Annotated in this window: 16 protein-coding genes; 11 read left to right on the top strand and 5 right to left on the bottom strand. The window is 70.3% G+C overall.

What is annotated here, in order from left to right; all coding sequences use genetic code 11:
- Positions 1–67: 67 nt before the first annotated feature.
- Both F3J18_RS20045 and F3J18_RS20040 read left to right on the top strand, forming a co-directional pair.
- A complete protein-coding gene (locus F3J18_RS20045) occupies positions 68–337 on the top strand; it encodes a hypothetical protein (protein ID WP_166913814.1) in 270 nt (89 codons plus the stop codon).
- 137 nt (positions 338–474) lie between these two features.
- A complete protein-coding gene (locus tag F3J18_RS20040) occupies positions 475–777 on the top strand; it encodes a hypothetical protein (protein ID WP_013698923.1) in 303 nt (100 codons plus the stop codon).
- A gap of 95 nt (positions 778–872) precedes the next feature.
- Here the strand turns inward: F3J18_RS20040 and F3J18_RS20035 are convergent, their stop codons facing one another.
- Positions 873–2,117 (bottom strand): MFS transporter, encoded by a 1,245-nt coding sequence (locus F3J18_RS20035; protein ID WP_166913812.1) that lies wholly within the window; start codon positions 2,115–2,117, stop codon positions 873–875.
- Positions 2,118–2,213: 96 nt separating this feature from the next.
- Between F3J18_RS20035 and F3J18_RS20030 the strand changes: the two genes are divergently transcribed.
- From F3J18_RS20030 to F3J18_RS20010, 5 genes are all read left to right on the top strand, one after another.
- The gene (locus tag F3J18_RS20030; RefSeq protein ID WP_025096508.1) at positions 2,214–3,152 is read left to right on the top strand and encodes a LysR family transcriptional regulator; all 939 of its coding nucleotides are present in this window, start codon (positions 2,214–2,216) and stop codon (positions 3,150–3,152) included.
- Between the two features lie 94 nt (positions 3,153–3,246).
- Complete coding sequence (locus F3J18_RS20025) at positions 3,247–3,576, top strand: cold-shock protein (protein ID WP_025096509.1); 330 nt, start codon at positions 3,247–3,249, stop codon at positions 3,574–3,576.
- Positions 3,577–3,805: 229 nt separating this feature from the next.
- A complete protein-coding gene (locus F3J18_RS20020; protein ID WP_166913810.1) occupies positions 3,806–4,789 on the top strand; it encodes a PRC-barrel domain-containing protein in 984 nt (327 codons plus the stop codon).
- Positions 4,786–6,054, top strand: coding sequence for an MFS transporter (locus F3J18_RS20015; RefSeq protein ID WP_166913808.1), 1,269 nt, complete (start codon positions 4,786–4,788; stop codon positions 6,052–6,054). The genes F3J18_RS20020 and F3J18_RS20015 overlap by 4 nt, the downstream gene beginning before the upstream one ends.
- Before the next feature lie 17 nt (positions 6,055–6,071).
- Complete coding sequence (locus F3J18_RS20010) at positions 6,072–6,695, top strand: FUSC family protein (protein ID WP_166913806.1); 624 nt, start codon at positions 6,072–6,074, stop codon at positions 6,693–6,695.
- A gap of 106 nt (positions 6,696–6,801) precedes the next feature.
- On the opposite strand, the gene F3J18_RS20005 is transcribed toward F3J18_RS20010, so the two are convergent.
- Both F3J18_RS20005 and msbA read right to left on the bottom strand, forming a co-directional pair.
- Positions 6,802–7,218: an RcnB family protein gene (locus F3J18_RS20005; RefSeq protein WP_166913804.1), complete on the bottom strand. Its 417-nt coding sequence runs from the start codon at positions 7,216–7,218 to the stop codon at positions 6,802–6,804.
- A gap of 105 nt (positions 7,219–7,323) precedes the next feature.
- Positions 7,324–9,108 carry a lipid A export permease/ATP-binding protein MsbA gene (msbA, locus tag F3J18_RS20000; RefSeq protein WP_025096514.1) on the bottom strand — a complete coding sequence of 595 codons (1,785 nt, stop codon included), beginning with the start codon at positions 9,106–9,108 and terminating at the stop codon, positions 7,324–7,326.
- A gap of 214 nt (positions 9,109–9,322) precedes the next feature.
- On the opposite strand from msbA, the gene F3J18_RS19995 reads away from it, so the two are divergent.
- The 3 genes from F3J18_RS19995 to F3J18_RS19985 all read left to right on the top strand — a co-directional run bounded on the left by F3J18_RS19995 (position 9,323) and on the right by F3J18_RS19985 (position 12,394).
- Positions 9,323–10,090 (top strand): glycosyltransferase family 2 protein, encoded by a 768-nt coding sequence (locus tag F3J18_RS19995; RefSeq protein WP_025096515.1) that lies wholly within the window; start codon positions 9,323–9,325, stop codon positions 10,088–10,090.
- A gap of 104 nt (positions 10,091–10,194) precedes the next feature.
- Positions 10,195–11,037, top strand: a complete 843-nt coding sequence (locus tag F3J18_RS19990) for a glycosyltransferase family 2 protein (protein ID WP_166913802.1) — start codon at positions 10,195–10,197, stop codon at positions 11,035–11,037.
- Positions 11,038–11,107: 70 nt separating this feature from the next.
- Positions 11,108–12,394 (top strand): O-antigen ligase family protein, encoded by a 1,287-nt coding sequence (locus F3J18_RS19985; RefSeq protein ID WP_166913800.1) that lies wholly within the window; start codon positions 11,108–11,110, stop codon positions 12,392–12,394.
- A 23-nt stretch (positions 12,395–12,417) separates the two neighbouring features.
- On the opposite strand, the gene F3J18_RS19980 is transcribed toward F3J18_RS19985, so the two are convergent.
- Both F3J18_RS19980 and dnaE read right to left on the bottom strand, forming a co-directional pair.
- Complete coding sequence (locus F3J18_RS19980) at positions 12,418–13,605, bottom strand: glycosyltransferase family 9 protein (protein WP_166913826.1); 1,188 nt, start codon at positions 13,603–13,605, stop codon at positions 12,418–12,420.
- Positions 13,606–13,781: 176 nt separating this feature from the next.
- A complete protein-coding gene (gene dnaE, locus F3J18_RS19975; RefSeq protein ID WP_166913798.1) occupies positions 13,782–17,327 on the bottom strand; it encodes a DNA polymerase III subunit alpha in 3,546 nt (1,181 codons plus the stop codon).
- A gap of 259 nt (positions 17,328–17,586) precedes the next feature.
- Between dnaE and F3J18_RS19970 the strand changes: the two genes are divergently transcribed.
- Positions 17,587–18,471, top strand: a complete 885-nt coding sequence (locus F3J18_RS19970) for a sulfurtransferase (protein ID WP_166913796.1) — start codon at positions 17,587–17,589, stop codon at positions 18,469–18,471.
- The last annotated feature ends 2 nt before the right edge of the window (positions 18,472–18,473 follow it).

The raw sequence follows: 18,473 nt of genomic DNA, 5'->3' as shown, positions 1-18,473 counted from the left end.
TGCTGGGTGGCTGGATGTGTCAACCTCGAGGCACGAACCTCCCTTGCCACGGCACGATAGACGTCCGATGAAAACCATTCCTCGTATCGTGATGGCAACTGTCCTGGCCATTCCGGTTTTCTTCGGGCTGTCGCTGATCGACCCACTCGCGAGATGGGTCGGGAGCGCCCAGGCCTGGGATCTGCTCGCGCCGCTGTTCCAACTGTTGGGCGCGAACGGCATCGAAACAGAGGAAGACGTGCTGATGGGCGTGTTGTTCGTCGCAAGCTTCGTGATCGCGCTGCTGATCATCTGGATGGCGTCGAGGCTGCTGCGACGGACACGCAAGGCTGCGTGACAAATACCGTCATGTGTCGCCGGCTTGCACGCCACGCAGCCCGGCCCGAATCTCGCCTAGAATGAAATCGTGAAGCAGCCCATCGCGGGCCCGGTACGCGCTCCCCGCGCATCGTCCGCGGCGACACGGAGGCCATCATGCCGGCAACGCTCGAGGTCCCGACCCAAGTCGATCCGATCCCCTACGAGGGATATGAAATCCACGTCACCGTCAAACCGGCGGGCGCGGTCGCCAACCGCTACACCTATGTCGCCTACGTCTGCCATCCCGGCGCGAGCCCATCCCTGCCCGGCCATACGGTGCCGTTCCATCCGAACGGCGAGGAATGCTTCGCGACGCCCGGCGAGGCGGTGGCCGATGCGAAGCGAGTCGGCGCGCTGATCGTCGACGGCTCGCATCCCGACCTGTCGGTGCTGTCGCTGGTCACGCACGGCTACTGAGCCGGCCGCGCCTCGCATCGGGCAACGCACAAGGGCACGCGGCCAGTGTGCATCAGAACACTGGCCGCGCCGCCTCACACCGATCCCCCAAGCCGCTAGGCACGCTCGGCAGCGCCCCGGCAAACCACCCGCCCCGCCTCCCGCGAATCGCGTTTCGCGGCACGCGCCACGAAGCGCTCGGACACCAGCAGCGCGACCAGGGCCGCCAGCGTCAGCCCCGCCGACACGGGCGCCAGCGCCCCCAGCCCGACATGATCGGCCACCCGCCCGCCGATCCCCGCCCCCAGCGAAATGCCGAGAAAGATCCCCGACGAATTGAGCGCGATCACCATGCCGCGCGCCTCGGGCGCCAGCGACACCACGCGCCGCAACTGCGAGGGATAGAACAGGTCCTGCATCAGCGCCCATATCACCAGCAGCGCGATCAACAAGCCTTGCCTCGGCCCCTCGCCCCAGGCCACCGCGCCAAGCAGCGCGATCGCGACGAACACCGGGGCCATGGTGCGCATCACGAGCTTCAGCAGGGCCTCCGCCGAGTAACGCAGCGACAGGCGCTGCGCGACCACATTCCCGACGATCCCCGTCACGCCGAACACCAGCAGGGCCAGTCCGCCCTGCGCCGCGCTCGCGCCGAAGCGCGTCGTCGCCAGCGGCAGGATCAGCGTGTAGGTCGCGAAGAACGCCGCCGTCTGCAGCACGATCACGGCCAGGCCTGCCGCCGTGGCCGGCTGCGCGACGAGCCGCGCGAGCCCCGCCGGGCGCATGCGCTCGCCGCGCGAGGCATCGCGCACGGTCGAGACGATCCAGCCGCCGCTGGCCGCCGAAGCCACCGCCAGCACCACGAACACCATCCGCCAGCCCCAGGTCTGCGCGATCGCCGCGGCCAGCGGCGCCGCGATCACGCTCGATAGCGTGACGCCGACGAAGACCACCGCGAGCGCCTTGCCGCGCCGCTCGACGGGCGTGATCTCGGCGCCGATCGCGTTCGCCAGCGGGCTGACCGCGCCCGCGCCGATGCCGGCCACGATGCGCGTGGCGAGCAGCCAGCCGAAGCCCGGCGCGGCCGCGCCGGCCAGCGTCGCCGCCACCAGCGTGACGAGCCCGCCCAGCAGCAGGCTGCGTCGCCGCGCATGCCCGGCCAGCATCTGCAGCAAGGGCGCGCCGATCGCGAAGGCGATCGAGAACGCACTCATCAGCAGCGCCGCCCGCCCCGGCGTGATGCGCCAGGCGCCGGCCAGCGCGGGCAGCGCGCCGACCACGCCATACGACATCGCGCCCACCGCGAAATTGGCGCTCGCGAGCGCACGCAGCGCGTGTCGCTCGGGTTCCGCTATTGCCATGCTGAGGTCCTCCCGGTTCGATCCTCGAGTCAGGGCGACAGTCTGCGTGCGCGCTTGGTATATTTGAAATCGATTGTCGATATGGGAGACATCCACATGACAAATAGCTTGTCGTCGCTGCGCGGCGCGGACCTGGCCCTGCTCGGTTCGCTCGACGTGCTGCTCGACGAGGCCAACGTCACGCGCGCGGCGGCGCGGCTGCACCTGAGCCAGCCCGCGCTGTCGGCGCAACTGGCGCGGTTGCGCGAACTGACCGGCGACCCGCTGCTGGTGCCGGCCCGCAACGGCCGCGGCATGACGCCGACGGCCCGCGCGCTGGCGATCCGCGAGCCGCTGCGCGCCGCCTTGCAGAGCCTGCAGGCGGCGCTCGCGCATGGTGCCGGTTTCGACCCCGCGCAGGACGCGCGCACCTTCCAGATCCTCGCCAGCGACAACGGCTTCGTAATGGCGGGCGTGGACCTGGTGCGGCGCGTCGCGCAACTCGCCCCGAAGCTGCGCCTGGCGTTCCGCACGGTGCCCGTCGACAGCTTCGCCAACTGGCTCGAGAGCGGCACGGCCGACCTGCTGATCGCCGCGGACTTTTCGATTCCGGCGGGCCTGCAATCGCGCGCCCTGTTCCACGAGCGCTACGTGATGGCGCAACGCAAGGGCCATCCGCGCGGCCTCGCGCCGCCCGACCTGGATGCCTACTGCGCGCTCGGCCACGTGCTGGTATCGGGCGACGGCGGCGGCTTCCACGGTTTCATGGACGATCTGCTGGCGCGTACCGGCCGCGGCCGCCGCGTGGCGATCTCGGTGCAGCACTACCACCTCGCGCCGCTGGTGCTGGAGGCCACCGACCATGTCTGCGCGCTGCCCGAGCGTTTCCTGCTGCGCTTCGCCGACCGGCTCGACCTGCTGCCGCTGCCGGTCGAGGTGGCCGGCTTCGGGCTGAGCGCGGCCTGGCATCCGCGCAACGAGGCGAATGCCGCGCATCGCTGGCTGCGCGAGCAGTTGTTCGCGTCGGTCGGGCTCGAACCCGAGGCGGATGGTTGAGGCGAGCGGTCGAGGCAGCCGGCCGAGGCATGCGCCAGGCGCCGCGCTCGCCTACAATCGCCCCGACATCCCACCGTTGCCGCCAGGAGCCTGCATGACACGCGATCTCGGTCTCGAGGAAGTCGTCAACGACGAATTGCGCGACGAAGCCTGGATCACCGGCCGCGCGATGTTCGGCGGCTGGGCCTGGATGGCCGACGGCAACCTGCTCTGCGCGGCGCGCCACGACGGCATGCTGGTGCGCCTGGGCAAGGGCCGGGAGGGCTGGGCGCTCGCGCTCGACGGGATCGAGCCGATGCGCAACGGCGGGCGGCCGATGACGGGCTGGGTCTGGGTCTCGCCCGAGCGTTGCGCGCAGGACGCGGTGCGACGGCGCCTGCTCGACGCCGCGCTCGCCTTCGTGAAGACGCTGCCGCCGAAATGAGGCAGCGCCAACGGCGCCTGAAGCCCCGCGCAACGAGCCCGTCACGGCCGCCGGCGACGCATGAAACGTGCCGCCCCGCTCGCGCCGGGCAGCTTACAGTCCCCCGTTTTCGCGAACCGGCCGCGCGCACAGGTTAAACTCTGGCCCTGCGCGATGCCGCCACGGCATCGGCCATCAATCGCCGCAGCGCCGTCTACCCGGCCTGCCCCGGCCCATGGAGTCCCAGTTGATGAGCGGCGGCATTCCGCGTCTAGCCATTCGTTTCCCGATCTTCGCCCGTGCCCGGGCGCCCATCCTCGCCGCGCTGCTCGCCACGCTCGCGCTGTCCGGCTGCAGCCTGTTCCGCGCCCCGCAGGCGCCCGCGCCGATCGTCGACGCGGCCGTCGAGACGCTCGACGAGGACGGCCTGCCGATCGCCACGCCCGAGCCCGCCTCCGAGGTCGAGGCTCCCGACGACGGCGACACGCAGCGCAAGCCGCACCGCGAGGCGCCGCGCCCGCGCGTGGTCAAGCGCCCCTCGCCGCCGCCCCCGCCCCCTGCGCCGCCTCCGCCTCCGCCGCCGCTGATCCAGACGCGCACCATCGAGCGCAACCAGGTGCATTCGCTGCTCGACAGCGAGGTGCGGCGCCGCGACGGCAAGGTGATCGGCCGCGCGGTCGACATGATCGCCGACTCGGCCGGCAAGCCGAACCGGATGATCGTCAACCTGCAGGGCTTCATGGGCATCGGCGACCGCAAGGTCAGCTTCCCGTGGCGCCTGTTCCGCTTCACGCCGGGCGGGCGCAGCCAGCCGATCCTGCTCGACGTGCCGGCCGGCGAGCTGCCGCCGGCCGACCGCCCCAAGGCGGTGTCGCTGAGCGGCTCCTCGCATGCCGACGAGACGCCGGGCCTGATGCCGATCGTCGATGCCGACGTGCAGCGCGGCAACGGCACCGAGATCGGCCGCGTGGTCGACGTGCTGATCGACCGCGATGCGCAGCCTCAAGCCGTGGTGCTGGATCTCGGCAGCCTGGTGAACCCGGATCGGCGCACCATCGCCGCGAGCTGGTCGGCGCTGCGCTTCGCGCCGAAGGACAAGTCGCTGCGCGCCCTGCTGGAGCTGTCCGACGCCCAGCTGAAGGCCTCGCCGCCCTACCAGGCCGACAAGCCGGTGATCGCCGTATCGCCGCCCGCCGCGACGCCGGCCTCCAGCAGCGCGGGTGCCAATCGATGACGGGCGGCAACACGGTCAGCATCCGCAGCCTGCGCTCCCTCGACTGGCTCAACTTCTTCGTCGCGAACGTGCAGACGGGCTTCGGGCCGTTCATCGCGTCCTATCTCGCCTCGCACAAGTGGACCCAGGGCGAGATCGGCCTGGTGCTGTCGATCGGCACCATCAGCGCGATGATCAGCCAGGTGCCGGGCGGCGCCGCGGTCGACGCGCTGAAGAACAAGAAGGGCGCGGCCGCCTGGGCGATCGCGGCCATCATCCTGTCGGCGGTGCTGCTCGCCAGCAGCCCGACCATCGTGCCGGTGATGGCGGCCGAGGTGTTCCACGGCTTCGCCAGCTGCATGCTGACGCCGGCCCTGGCGGCCATCTCGTTCGCCCTGGTGGGGCGCGCCAACCTCGGCGACCGGCTCGGCCGCAACGCGCGCTGGGCCTCGATCGGCAGCGCGGTGGCGGCGGGGCTGATGGGATTGACGGGCGAGTACATCTCGGCGCGCGCGGTGTTCTGGCTGACCGCGGCGCTGGCCATGCCGGCGCTGGTCGCGCTGTCGATGATCCAGCCCACCCACACGGTGGTGGCGCCCACCACGGGTCGCGCGCGCGATGCCGTCGAGGGCGAGCGCGAAACCATCTTCGACCTGCTGCGCGACCGCCGCATGCTAGTGTTCGCGGCCTGCGTGGTGCTGTTCCACCTGTCCAACGCGGCGATGCTGAACCTCGCCGCGGGCGAGGTGACGGCCGGCATGGGCGACAACGTGCAACTGGTGATCGCGGCCTGCATCATCGTCCCGCAGGCGATCGTGGCGATGCTCTCGCCCTGGGTCGGCCGCTCCTCGCAGCGCTGGGGGCGCCGGCCGATCCTGCTGCTCGGCTTCGCCGCCCTGCCGGTGCGCGCCCTGCTGTTCGCCGGGGTCGGCAGCCCCTACCTGCTGGTGCCGGTGCAGATGCTCGACGGCATCAGCGCGGCGGTGTTCGGCGTGATGCTGCCGCTGATCGCGGCCGACGTGGCCGGCGGCAAGGGCCGCTACAACCTCTGCATCGGCCTGTTCGGGCTGGCCGCCGGGATCGGCGCGACGCTCAGCACCACCCTGGCGGGCTTCGCGGCCGATCACTTCGGCAACACCATGAGCTTCTTCGGGCTGGCGGTGGCCGGCGCGCTGGCGGTGGCGCTGGTGGCGGTGGCGATGCCGGAGACGCGCGATGCCGGGCTCGACGACCCGGGCCCGGACGACAGCGCCGGCAGCCCCGATACGTCGGCGAAGACGGCCTGAGCGCGAGGCGGGACGCGATGGACACGATCCGCACGCTCGACGAGACGCGCCGCCAGATCCAGCAGTCGCTGGCCTCGCTGTTCAAGGGCATGTCGCTGCGCCAGCGCGCGGCCCAGGGCGCGGTGATGGCCCTGCAGGCCGTGTGCGGCGCCTGCCTGGCCTACGGGATCGGCCTCGCGCTGCATTCGGAGCAGGCGGTGTGGGCGGCCGTGACCGCGATCGCCGTGACCCAGCATCAATACGCCGACACCATGAACCTGTCGCGCGACCAGTTCATCGGCGCGATGGTGGGCGGCGTGCTCGGCTTCGCCGGCGCCGCGCTCGGCCATGCCGACATCACCCCGCGCCTGCTGGCCTACGCGGTCGCGATCGCCGCCACCATCGTGATCTGCTGGTGCCTCGACGTGGGCAGCGCCGCGCGCCTGGGCGGCGTGACCGCCACCATCGTGATGCTGTTTCCCGGCAACGGCCCGCTGTGGGACATCCCGCTGATCCGGCTGGGCGAGGTCACGCTGGGCACGGTCTGCGCGCTGCTGGTGTGCGCGGTGCTGGCGCGCATCGAGCGCTGGTGGTGGCCGGCGCACCGCCACGAAGCGCCCGACCAGGCGGATCGGAAAACCGGGCCGCCGCCCGCGCGATGACACCGTGCGTGCTCGCCGCGCTCGCGACACCATGAAAAATGCCCGCTCGACGCGGGCATTTTTTCTTGGCGAGCCGGGTTCCCGGCAGCGAGGTACGAAGGGGCGCTCAGGGGCCGATGCTCAGCACGATGCCGGTGCCGATCTGTACCTGCAGATGGTCGCCGCCGATCCCGACCCACTGGTAACCGCGGCGCGGCGGCGGCAGGTTGTAGCTGCGCCAGTCGTCGATCACGTATTGACGGTCCCGGTACTCGCTCGGCAGGCGATCGCCGCGATGCCAGTCGCGATGGCCTTCGATGAAACCGCCGGGCGGTTCGTCGCGCGGCGCGGGACGCATCGGCGGATGGCCGGCCGTGCCGCCATGGCCGGGATGCGGATGATACTGGCCCGGACCGCCGGGGCCACCATGGCCGCCAGGGCCGGGACCGTGGTCGCCGCCATGGGGCGGCTGCTGCGCGAACGCGAGCGAGGAAGCCAGTGAACCGGTGAGCCACACCGCGAGCAGCCATCGAGACGTCTTCATGTCGTTTCTCCCAGGTTGGCCGGCCGTGTGGTCGGCCGACACCGGAAGACTAGCATGGGGACGGATGCCGGGGCGTGACAGGCCTGCCCGGCGCCCGGAGCTCGCTCAGGCGGCCTGCTGCTGGAACTGGATGCGATGCAGGTGCGCGTAGAGCCCGTTGCGGCGCAGCAGCTCGTCGTGGCTGCCCTCCTCGGCGATGCGGCCGGCCTCGAGCACCAGGATCCGGTCGGCGCGCTCGATGGTCGACAGCCGGTGCGCGATGACGAGCGTGGTGCGCCCTTCCATCAGCCGCTCCAGCGCGGCCTGCACGTGCCGTTCGGATTCCGAATCGAGCGCCGAGGTGGCCTCGTCGAGGATCAGGATCGGCGCGTCCTTGTAGATCGCGCGCGCGATCGCCAGGCGCTGGCGCTGGCCGCCCGACAGGCGCATGCCGTTGCCGCCGATCAGCGTGTCCATGCCCTCGGGCATCGCCGCCACCATCTCGGCCAGGTTGGCGGCCTCGAGCGCGGCCTGCACGCGCTCGCGATTCGGGGTGCCGCCATAGGCGACGTTGGCCGCGATGCTGTCGTTGAACAGCACCACGTCCTGGCTGACCATCGCCAGCTGGCTGCGCAGCGCATGCACGTCGTAGTCGACGATCGGCACGCCGTCGACCAGGATCGCGCCGTCGGTGGCGTCGAAGAAGCGCGGCAGCAGGTTCACCAGGGTCGACTTGCCGCCGCCCGAGGGCCCGGCCAGCGCCACCATCTCGCCCGGCGCGACCTTGAAGGAAATCCGGTCGAGCGTGGGGCGCTCGCTCGCGCCGTAGTCGAAGGACACCGCGCGGTATTCGATCTCGCCGCGCGCCTGGGCCAGCGGCCGGCCGCCGCCCTTGGGCTCGAGCGGCTCGTCGATCAGGCCGAAGATCAGCTCGGCGGCCGTCATGCCGCGCTGCAGCGGCTGGTTCACGTCGATCAGGTGCTTGAGCGGCGAGATCACCAGCAGCATCGAGGTGACGAAGGCCACGAAGCCGCCCACCGTGGTCTGGTCGTTGGCCGACTGCACCACCGCGATGGTGATCACGATCGCCAGCGCGATCGAGGACAGGAACTGCGTGATCGGCTGGGCCAGGCCGCCCGAGATCGTCATGCGCATCGCGTAGCCGCGCAGGCGCTTGCTCATCGCCGTGAAGCGGTCCATCTCGTAGCGCTCGCCGTTGTGGGTCTTGACCACCTTGTAGCCGGCCACGGTCTCCTCGACGATGTAGGACAGCTCGTTGGTCAGCGTCTGGTGCTCGCGGTTCAGGCGCCGCAGGCGGCGGTTGATCTTGCTGACCAGCCAGCCGATGCCGGGCAGGATCACCGCGACGATCAGCGTGAGCTGCCAGTTCAGGTAGAACAGGTAGCCGAGCAGGAAGATCACCGTCATCGAGTCTCGCACCAGGGTGATCATCACGCCGGTCAGCACGCTGAGGATCTGGTTCACCTCGAACACCACCGCGTTGATCACGGTGCTGGCCGTCTCGCGCTGGAAGAACGAGGCGCTGGTGTGGATCATGCGCTCGAACATCTCCAGCCGCAGCTTCAGCAGGATCCGGTTCGAGACGTAGTTGAGCAGGTAGTTCGAGGCGTATTGCGCGACCCCGCGCACCAGCGCCAGGCCGATGATCGCGGCCGGCACGAACCACTTGGCGCGTTCGCTGCTGTGCGCGCCGAAGCCGTGGTCGAGCAGCGGCTTGAGCATGGCGGGAATCCCGGCCTCGGTCGCCGCCACCACGCCCATCGCGACGATCGCCAGCACGATGATCAGGATCAGCGGGCGGATATACGGCCAGAGACGGCGCATCACCGCCTGCGGCGAGGTGTTGGCGCCCGTGCCGATCGACTTGCGCAGGGTGTTCTGGGTTTCCAAATCAGGTCCTTCCAGGTTGCCGCGCGAATTCGCGGCGCTATGCTCGACGACGAATCGCCGCACATCAAAAAATTGGCGAAACATTATAGCCTTCCGCCCATCCAGAAACCGGGGCCGGAGGAAGGCCGCCGCGGCGGCGCCCGGAAGCGGCCGCCGGGGGGCGCCGGGAAGGTATACTCGCGCGCACCGCCTGTCTCGCTTCCGACCCTCTCGCATGGCCGAACCCACTCTCGGCGTCGCGCTGATCGCGCTGAACGCCGCCGCCCGCCTCTCCGACTGCCTCGCCTCGCTCGATTTCGCCGACGAGGTGGTGCTGATCGACGGCGGCAGCACCGACGCGACCGTCGAGATCGCCCGGGCCCACGGCGCGCGCGTGGTGGTCGAGCCCGACTGGCCCGGCTTCGGGCCGCAGAAGAACCGCGCGATCGCCCAGTTGTCGACCGACTGGATCCTCTCGCTCGATACCGACGAGGTGGTCACGCCCGAGCTGGCCGCCTCGATCCGCGCCGCGATCCGCGCGCCGGGCGCCGACATGTACGCCATCGACCGCCTGTCGAGCTTCTGCGGCAGCTGGATCAGGCACGGCGGCTGGTATCCCGACTGGATTCCGCGGCTGTTCAGGCGCGGCACGGCGCGCTTCTCCGACGACCTGGTGCACGAACGGCTGATCCACGACGGGCCCGCCGCGCGCCTGACGGGCAAGCTGCTGCACTACTCCTACGAGGACTTCGAATCGGTGCTGCGCAAGCTCGACAGCTATTCGAGCGCGGGCGCCAGGCAACGCCACGCGGCCGGCCAGCGCGGCGGCTTCGGCAAGGCGCTGGGCCGCGGCGCCTGGGCCTTCGTGCGCACCTACTTCCTGCGGCGCGGCTTCCTCGACGGGCGCGCCGGCTTCATGATCGCGGTATTCAACGCCGAGACGGTCTACTACCGTTTCCTCAAGCTCGGCGCGCGCGCCGCCGGCAAGCCACCCCGCGCCTGAGCCGGCGGCGCGCGCGACGGGACGGGTACAATGCGGGCCACCCGTCGCGCAGCACGCCGGCCCGAGCCGGCCATGCCCGACCTCCGTTCCCGAAGCCGATCGCCATGTTCTCCATCCTCATCCCGACCTGGAACAACCTCCCGTACCTGCAATGTGTGATCGCGAGCCTGCGCCGCCATTCGGCACATGATCACCAGATCATCGTGCACGTCAACGACGGCTCGGACGGCACGCTCGACTGGGTTCGCCAGGAAGGCATCGAGCACACGGCCTCGCCCGCCAACATCGGCATCTGCCACGCGGTGAACCTGGCCGCGGCGCGCGCCACGCGCGAGTACATCGTCTACATGAACGACGACATGGCCGTCTGCCCGGGCTGGGATACGGCGCTGGCGGCCCGCATCGCAGGCCTGCCCTCGAACCTGTTCATGCTGTCGGGCACCATGGTCGAGCCGATCGACACCGGCAACCCCTGCGTGGTGGTGCGCGATTTCGGCCGCGACGCCGCCGCGCTCGACCTCGACGCGCTGGCCGCCGCCACGCCGGGCCTGAAGCGCGCCGACTGGCTCGGCGCGACCTGGCCGCCGACCCTCGTGCATCGCGACTGGTGGCACCGCGTCGGCGGCTACAGCAGCGAGCTGAGCCCCGGCATGAGCAGCGACAACGACCTGTCGATGAAGATGTGGGATGCCGGCTGCCGGATCTTCCTCGGCGTCGGCGACAGCCTGGTCTATCACTTCCAGCAGAAGAGCACCGGCAAGATCGTGAAGAACGACGGCCGCCGCCAGTTCCTCAACAAGTGGGGCATGACGCAGGCCACCTTCGACCGCTACTACCTGCGCCGCGGCCAGCCCGCCGGTGCCACGCTGGCGCTGGCCGAGCCGCCGCTCGACGGCCGCCTCAAGCGTGCGCTGCTGCGCTCGCGCCTCAAGCGCGCGTTCTCCTGATCCCGCCGACCTGCCCGCGCGTCGCGCCTTCCCCGCGCGGCGCCGCCGATTCCCGCGAATGATCCCGCCGATGTCCACGATCGCCCCGCAGCCCGCGCTCCCGAGCCGCCGGCTGACGCTCGCCCGCGCGCTCGCGATCCTCGCGATGTGCATGGTGCCCGTCTCCACCGCGCTGACCAACGTGTTCTGCGCCCTCTTCGCGCTGGCGGTGCTGAGCGCGCCGGAATGCTGGCGCGGCCTGCCGGCGCTGCCGCGCCAGGGCACCGCGCTGGCCGCCCTGCTGCTGCTCGCCGCGCTGGCCGCGAGCGTGGCCTGGTCGGTCGCGCCGGCGCACGACGGCTGGCAATGGGTCGCCAAGTACGACAAGCTCCTGCTGCTGCCCTTCGCGGTGCTCGCCTTTCGCGATGCCGCGCCGAGCTGGGCCGCGATCGCGCGCTGGAGCCTGTTCGCGACCCTGGTGGCGGTGCTGCTGCTGGCCACCAGCAACTTCCTGGGCCTGAGCCGGATCGGCCCGCTCTATGAAGCCGGGCTGCCGACTTCCCGCGCCTGGGTGTTCAAGAACCACATCGCGGCCGGCATGTTCGGCGCGCTGCTGTTCTACCAGGCCGCCGACCTGATGCTGGCCGCGCGTGCCGCGCGCGCGCGGATCGCGCTGGGCGCGATCGCGGCGCTGGCGCTGGCGTATGTCTACGTGATGCTGCAGGGGCGCACCGGCCAGGTGATCGGCCTGCTACTGGTGGCGGTGATCGCCTGGCGCGTGCTGGCCCGCCTGCGCCGCCGCTCGCCCAAGCTCGCGGCGGCGGCCGCGCTGCTGTTCGTGCTGGCCGCGCTGGCCGGCGCCGGCCTGGTGCTGACGCGCCACGACAGCCGCCTGATGCAGGTGGCCGGCGAAGTGCAGGCCTACCGGCAGACCGATGCGGCCACCTCGTCGGGCCTGCGCCTGGCCTGGTACCAGCGCGCGCTCGGGCTCTATGCCGAGCGCCCCCTGGTCGGCTACGGCGTGGCGGGGCTCGGCGTGGAATTCAAGCGCCTGGCGGCCGGCAAGACCCTCGCCGAAGCCAGGCTGACCGAGAACCCGCACAACGAATACCTGCTGATGGCCGTGCAGCTCGGCACGCTCGGCCTCGCGCTCTTCATCAACCTGCTGGTGCAGGCATGGCGCGCCAGCCGCTCGCTGGACGCGCGCTCGCGCCATCTGCTGCTGGCCTGGCTCACGATCTTCACGATCGGCTGCGGCGCGAACTCGCTGCTGCTCGATTTCTCGGAAGGGCACCTGTTCGTGCTGCTGGCCGGGATCCTGATCGGCTGCGGCTATCGATCCGAAGGCGCGCCGCGCGCGGCCCTGGAACGCGCCTGAGGCGCTGGCGAGCCGGCGCCCGCTCAGGCCGCCGGCCGCACCAGGTGGATGGCGTTGATCACCCGCGAAGGCGCCGAGCGCGCCGCCTCGGCCGGCAGGCCGAGCATCTCGGCCGCGACCGCCGCCACGCGCGCGGTCGACATCTGCAGCAGGCAGTCGCTGTAGCTGCCGACATGACGCTCGCAGCCTTCCTTGCGGCAAGGCACGCAACTGCCCTCGCCCTGCAGCAGGAACACCTGGCCGTGACGCCCCGAACCCACCAGCGGCCAGGGATTGCCCTGGCCGCGCCAGCCTTGCGGCCAGGGGCCCCAGCGCACCGGGTCGGACGGCCCGAACAGCGCGATCACGGGCGTGCCGGTGGCCGCGGCCACGTGGGTGGCGCCGGTATCGGGGCCGACGAACAGCCTGGCGCGCCGCACCAGCTCGGCGCTCTCGCCGAACGACAGGCGCCCGACCAGGTTCAGCACCTCGCCGCCGGCCGCCGTCGCGATCTGCTCGGCATATTCGCGCTCGTTCGCGGCGGGACCGCCGCTCAAGGCGATCGCGTAGCCCAGGCCGCGCAACCAGCCGATCAGCTCGACCCAGCCATCGCGCCGCCATTGCTTGTAGGCGAACATCGGATAAGGGTGCAGCACCACCAGCGGCTGCCCCGCGGCGATCGCCGGCGAGCTCGCGAGCAGCGCGTCGAAGCGCTCGCGCTGCGCGGGGTCGCCGCCGAGCCCCGGCGCGACCACCTCGGGCACCGGTTCGACGCCGATTGCCGGCGCCAGCGCCAGCGTGCTGATCACGGTGTGTTCGTGCTGGTGATCGTTGATCGCGATCCGGTTCAGCAGGAAACGCGTCCAGAGATTGACGCGATTCGGATCGACCAGGCCCACGCGCCGCCGCCCGGCGAACCAGGTGTAATAGCGCGGCCGATCCGAGCTGAGCGCCGCGCAGGCCAGGTCGTAGCGGCGCCAGAGCCGCGCCGCGTCGCGCAGGCGCTCGCCGAGCCCGGCGCGCTGGGCCACCACGATCACGCGACGGATGTCCGGATTGCCCTCGAGCACGCCCTCGGTGCCGCGAAACACCAGCATGTCGATCGGCGTATCGGGCCAGCGCGCCTTCAGCGAGCGGACGATCGGCGTGGTCAGCAACACGTCGCCGATACGGCGCGTCGCGACGACCAGGATGCTCTCGGGACGGCGATCAGGGGGAAACAGGGCGGCCACGGTCTGGGTTCTGGTGTGGTGGGGATCGAGGCTCGCACTGTACTCGATTCCGCGGCGCCCCGCGTGGGGAGCGGGCACGGCGCGCGCCGGAAGCGGCGGCGAGGCCAGCGGATGAAAACGAGCGGCGGGAGACACAGCGAATCGGCCCGGTCGAATGACCGGGCCGATTTCGTGACTCAGTAGGCGATTTCCACCGTGCCGTCGCCGAAGATGGCGCGCAGCTCGGCCAGCAGGGTATCGCTCGGCTTGACGCGCCAGGCGTCGCCCAGCCGCATCTCGCCCTGCGCGCGCGCGTTGTTGTAGAGGATCTGCACGGCCAGCCCGTTCGGCATCGGCATCGGCGCGCGGCGGCCGCCATCGCGTCCCTCGCGCCCGCCGCGGGACGGCGCCGGCGCCGGTGCCGCGACGGCCGGCGCGGGTTCGGCCTTGGCCACATGCGGCTCCAGCACGCGACGCAGCGCGGCCGCGTCGGCATTGCCGTTCATGGTCATGCGCACGGCCTGCGCGTAGCGGCTGCGCGCGCGCTCGAGATCCATCACCGCATCGGCCGTGAAGCGGATCCCGCCCGTGAACGCGTCGTTGCGCGCCTGGCCCTGCACGATCAGCAGTTCGTCTTCCTTGAACAGGCCGCGGTTCGCGTCGAACTGCTCGTTGAACACCGTGATCTCGCACTGGCCGGTGCCGTCGTCGAGCAGCGCGATGATCATCTTGCCGCGTTGCGTCATCTGGGTGCGCAGCGAGGCGATCACGCCGGCCACCAGCTTGTCGCGCCCTTCCTTCAGCTCGCCGAGCTTCATCCGCGCGAAACGGCGGACTTCCTCGCGATAGGCGTCGAACAGGTGCCCCGACAGGTAGAAACCGAGCGCGCCCTTTTCCTCCTGCAGGCGACGCTTCTCGTCCCAGGCCGGTTCGTCCACCAGCGCATGCGCGTGCGGCGACTCGGCGCCCATGTCGAACAGGCCGGCCTGCATCGCGTTGGCCTCGGCCTGGTCGGCCGCCTCCATGGCGAGCGGCACCGAGGCGATCAGCTGCGCGCGGTTGGCCGTCAGCACGTCGAAGGCGCCGGCGCGGATCAGCGCCTCCACGGTGCGGCGGTTGACGAGGCGGCGGTCGATCCGTTCGCAGAAGTCGAACAGGTCCTTGAACACACCGCCTTCCTTGCGCGCCCGCAGGATCTCCTCGATCGCGTTCTGGCCGCTGCCCTTGACGGCGCCCAGGCCGTAGCGGATCGTCTTCGAGCGCTTGCCGTCGGCTTCGGCGACAGGCTCGAAGCGGTATTCGGACTGGTTGATATCGGGCGGCAGCACCTTCAGGCCATTGAGCTCGCAGTCGTCGAACAGGATCTTCACCTTGTCGGTGTCGTCCATCGCGAGCGTCATGTTGGCCGCCATGAATTCGGCGGGATGATGCGCCTTCAGCCAGGCGGTGTAGTAGGCCAGCAGCGCGTAGGCGGCCGCGTGCGACTTGTTGAAGCCGTAACCCGCGAACTTCTCCATCAAGTCGAAGATCTCGTCCGACTTCTCGCGCGTGAGGCCGTTCTTCGCGGCGCCCTCGGCGAAGATCTCGCGGTGCTTGACCATCTCCTCGGGCTTCTTCTTGCCCATCGCGCGACGCAGCAAGTCGGCGCCGCCCAGCGAGTAGCCGCCGATGATCTGCGCCATCTGCATCACCTGCTCCTGATAGACCATGATGCCGTAGGTCTCTTTCAGGACCGGCTCGACGCGCGGATCCGGGTACTCGACCTTCTCGCGGCCGTGCTTGCGGGCGCAGAAGCTCGGGATCAGGTCCATCGGGCCCGGCCGGTACAAGGACACGAGCGCGATGATGTCCTCGAAGCGGTCGGGCTGGGCGTCCTTCAGCATGCCCTGCATGCCGCGGCTTTCCAGCTGGAACACGGCGACCGTGTTCGCCTTCTTGAGGATCTGGAACGAGGCGGGATCGTCGAGCGGGACCTGGGCCAGCGACCAGTCGGCCTTGGCCGGATCGAGCCGGCGGATGAAGCGCTCGGCCCAGTCGAGGATGGTCAGGGTGGTCAGGCCCAGAAAGTCGAACTTCACCAGCCCGACCGCCTCGACGTCGTCCTTGTCGTACTGGCTGACCACGCCGCCGTCGTCGCCTTGGGCGTACAAGGGGCAGAAATCGGTCAGCTTGCCCGGCGCGATCAGCACGCCGCCGGCGTGCATGCCGACGTTACGCGTGAGGCCCTCGACGCGCTGCGCGAGATCGAGCAGCTGATGGACCTCGTCCTCGTTGTCGTAGCGCTCCTGCAGCAGCGGCTCTTCCTTCATCGCGTCGGCGATGGTGACGTGCTTGCCCGGCTTGAACGGGATCAGCTTGGCCACGCCGTCGGTGAACATGTAGCCGAGGTCGAGCACCCGCCCGATGTCGCGCACGGCCGCCTTGGCGGCCATGGTGCCGAAGGTGGCGATCTGCGAGACCGCGTCGGCGCCGTACTTCTCCTTCACGTACTGGATCACGCGATCGCGGCCGTGCTGGCAGAAGTCGATGTCGAAGTCGGGCATCGAGACCCGCTCCGGATTCAGGAAGCGCTCGAACAGCAGGTTGTAGCGCAGCGGATCGAGGTCGGTAATGCCCAGCGAATAGGCCACCAGCGAGCCCGCGCCCGAGCCGCGGCCCGGGCCGACCGGCACGCCGTTGTTCTTGGCCCAGTTGATGAAGTCCGCCACGATCAGGAAGTAGCCGGGGAAACCCATCTTCTTGATCGTGTTGCATTCGAATTCGAGGCGCTGGTAGTAGGTCGCGCGCTGCGCGTCCCGCTCGGCCTCGTCGGGGAACAGCTGCACCAGGCGCTTCTCGAGCCCTTCCTGCGAGAGCTGGACCAGGTAGTCGTCGAGCGACATGCCGTCCGGCGTCGGGAACAGCGGCAGCTTGGGCTTGCCGAGCTCGAGCTTGAGGTTGCAGCGCTTGGCGATCTCGACCGTGTTCTGCACCGCCGAGGGGATGTCGGCGAACAGCTCGGCCATCTCGGCCTGGGTGCGGAAGCGTTGATCGATGGTGAAGCGCTTCTGGCGGCGCGGATTGGCGAGGATGTCGCCTTCCGAGATGCAGACACGCGCCTCGTGCGCGGTGAAATCCTCGTCGCCCATGAACTGCAGCGGATGTGTGGCGACCACCGGCAGCTGCAGCTCGGCCGCGAGCTTGGCGGCTTCCTGCACATAGGCCTCGCCGCCGGGCTGGCCGTAGCGCTGCAGCTCGATGTAGAAGCCGCCCGGGAACACGCGGGCCCAGCGCTGCGCATGGCGGCGCGCGGCCTCGGCGTTGCCGGCCGCCAGCGCGATGCCGATATCGCCCTGCTGCGCGCCCGACAGCGCCAGCAGGCCCTGGCCGAGCTCGGATTCGAGCCATTGCGCGTCGACCTCGGCGCGGCCGCGATACTGGTTGGTGAGCCAGGCCTTCGAGAGCAGCTCGCAGAGATTCAGGTAGCCGGCCTTGTCGCGCACCAGCAGCAAGAGGCGCGAGGGCTTGTCGCGATCGTCGTGGTTGGTGATCCAGACATCGCAGCCGGCGATCGGCTTGACGCCCTTGCCGCGGGCTTCCTGGTAGAAACGGACGAGACCGAATGCATTGCCGAGATCGGTGAGGGCGAGCGCGCCCTGACCGTCGGCGGCCGCCGCCTTGACCAGGTCGTCGAGGCGCACGATGCCGTCGGCAATCGAGAATTCGGAGTGAACGCGAAGATGGACGAAACGGGGATCTGACATGGGCGTTATTGTAGCCGCGTCACGACGAAGGCAACGCCCGCGCGCGGCAAAAATCGACGCAGCCGGCCATCCGGCCAGGCCGGGCCTGGGCCGCGACATCCTGCCTCCATCGCCCGGCCGACTGGTTTGCCGGCGCGTTTGCGGGATAATACGGGTTTGCTCATTCACGCGGCGGCCTGCCGCACGGTATCGCACCCCATTTGCGCCGGCCCCGGCGCCCGCGCGAGCCGTGCCCGCCCCGCTTCATCCCCGGTTCATCATGTCCATCGTCAACCTCGCCGCCTACCGCTTCGTCACGATCGAGTCGCCCGAAGCCTGGCGGCCGCTCGTCACCGAGCGCTGCCAGTCGCTCGGGCTGCGCGGCACGATCCTGCTCGCCCCCGAGGGCATCAACCTGTTCATCGCCGGCCCGCGCGAGGCCACCGACGCGTTCGTCGCCTATCTGCGCGAGGATGCGCTGTTCGCCGGCAAGTTCGCCGACCTGCAGTTCAAGGAAAGCCTGTCCGATTCGCAGCCGTTCCGGCGCATGCTGGTGCGCATCAAGCGCGAGATCATCACCATGAAGAAGCCGGCGATCCAGCCGGAACTGGGCCGCGCGCCCTCGGTGGACGCCCGCACGCTGAAGGCCTGGCTCGACCGGGGCCATGACGACGAAGGCCGGCCGGTGGTGATGCTCGATACCCGCAATGCCTTCGAGGTCGACGTCGGCACCTTCGACCAGGCGCTCGACTACCGCATCGACAAGTTCAGCGAATTCCCGGCCGTGATCGACGCGAACCGCGCCGATCTCGAAGGCAAGACCGTGGTGTCGTTCTGCACCGGCGGGATCCGCTGCGAGAAGGCCGCGATCCACATGAAGGACATCGGCATCGACCACGTCTACCAGCTCGAGGGCGGCATCCTGAAGTATTTCGAGGAAGTCGGCGGCGCGCATTACCACGGCGACTGCTTCGTGTTCGACTACCGCACCGCGCTCAACCCGCAGCTGGAGCCGACCGCCGACGTGACCTGCTTCGCCTGCCGCGCCGTGGTGTCGGCCGAGGACCAGCAATCGCCGCACTACGTGCCGGGCCGCTCCTGCCCGGCCTGCGCGACGGCCCAGCCGGCCGACGCGGCCCAGCCGGCCGCCCGCCCGGCGGCCTGAGC

This window comes from Burkholderia sp. Ax-1720 (assembly GCF_011753035.1).
Taxonomy (GTDB): domain Bacteria; phylum Pseudomonadota; class Gammaproteobacteria; order Burkholderiales; family Burkholderiaceae; genus Burkholderia; species Burkholderia gladioli.
This window is presented reverse-complemented; position numbering and strand designations above follow the sequence as displayed.

Excerpts from the sequence above, each read along its gene's own strand:
- F3J18_RS20045 (WP_166913814.1), top strand. The coding sequence starts at position 68 with ATGAAAACCATTCCTCGTATCGTGATGGCAACTGTCCTGGCCATTCCG.
- F3J18_RS20040 (WP_013698923.1), top strand. The coding sequence starts at position 475 with ATGCCGGCAACGCTCGAGGTCCCGACCCAAGTCGATCCGATCCCCTAC.
- F3J18_RS20035 (WP_166913812.1), bottom strand. The coding sequence starts at position 2,117 with ATGGCAATAGCGGAACCCGAGCGACACGCGCTGCGTGCGCTCGCGAGC.
- F3J18_RS20030 (WP_025096508.1), top strand. The coding sequence starts at position 2,214 with ATGACAAATAGCTTGTCGTCGCTGCGCGGCGCGGACCTGGCCCTGCTC.
- F3J18_RS20025 (WP_025096509.1), top strand. The coding sequence starts at position 3,247 with ATGACACGCGATCTCGGTCTCGAGGAAGTCGTCAACGACGAATTGCGC.
- F3J18_RS20020 (WP_166913810.1), top strand. The coding sequence starts at position 3,806 with ATGAGCGGCGGCATTCCGCGTCTAGCCATTCGTTTCCCGATCTTCGCC.
- F3J18_RS20015 (WP_166913808.1), top strand. The coding sequence starts at position 4,786 with ATGACGGGCGGCAACACGGTCAGCATCCGCAGCCTGCGCTCCCTCGAC.
- F3J18_RS20010 (WP_166913806.1), top strand. The coding sequence starts at position 6,072 with ATGGACACGATCCGCACGCTCGACGAGACGCGCCGCCAGATCCAGCAG.
- F3J18_RS20005 (WP_166913804.1), bottom strand. The coding sequence starts at position 7,218 with ATGAAGACGTCTCGATGGCTGCTCGCGGTGTGGCTCACCGGTTCACTG.
- F3J18_RS19995 (WP_025096515.1), top strand. The coding sequence starts at position 9,323 with ATGGCCGAACCCACTCTCGGCGTCGCGCTGATCGCGCTGAACGCCGCC.
- F3J18_RS19990 (WP_166913802.1), top strand. The coding sequence starts at position 10,195 with ATGTTCTCCATCCTCATCCCGACCTGGAACAACCTCCCGTACCTGCAA.
- F3J18_RS19985 (WP_166913800.1), top strand. The coding sequence starts at position 11,108 with ATGTCCACGATCGCCCCGCAGCCCGCGCTCCCGAGCCGCCGGCTGACG.
- dnaE (WP_166913798.1), bottom strand. The coding sequence starts at position 17,327 with ATGTCAGATCCCCGTTTCGTCCATCTTCGCGTTCACTCCGAATTCTCG.
- F3J18_RS19970 (WP_166913796.1), top strand. The coding sequence starts at position 17,587 with ATGTCCATCGTCAACCTCGCCGCCTACCGCTTCGTCACGATCGAGTCG.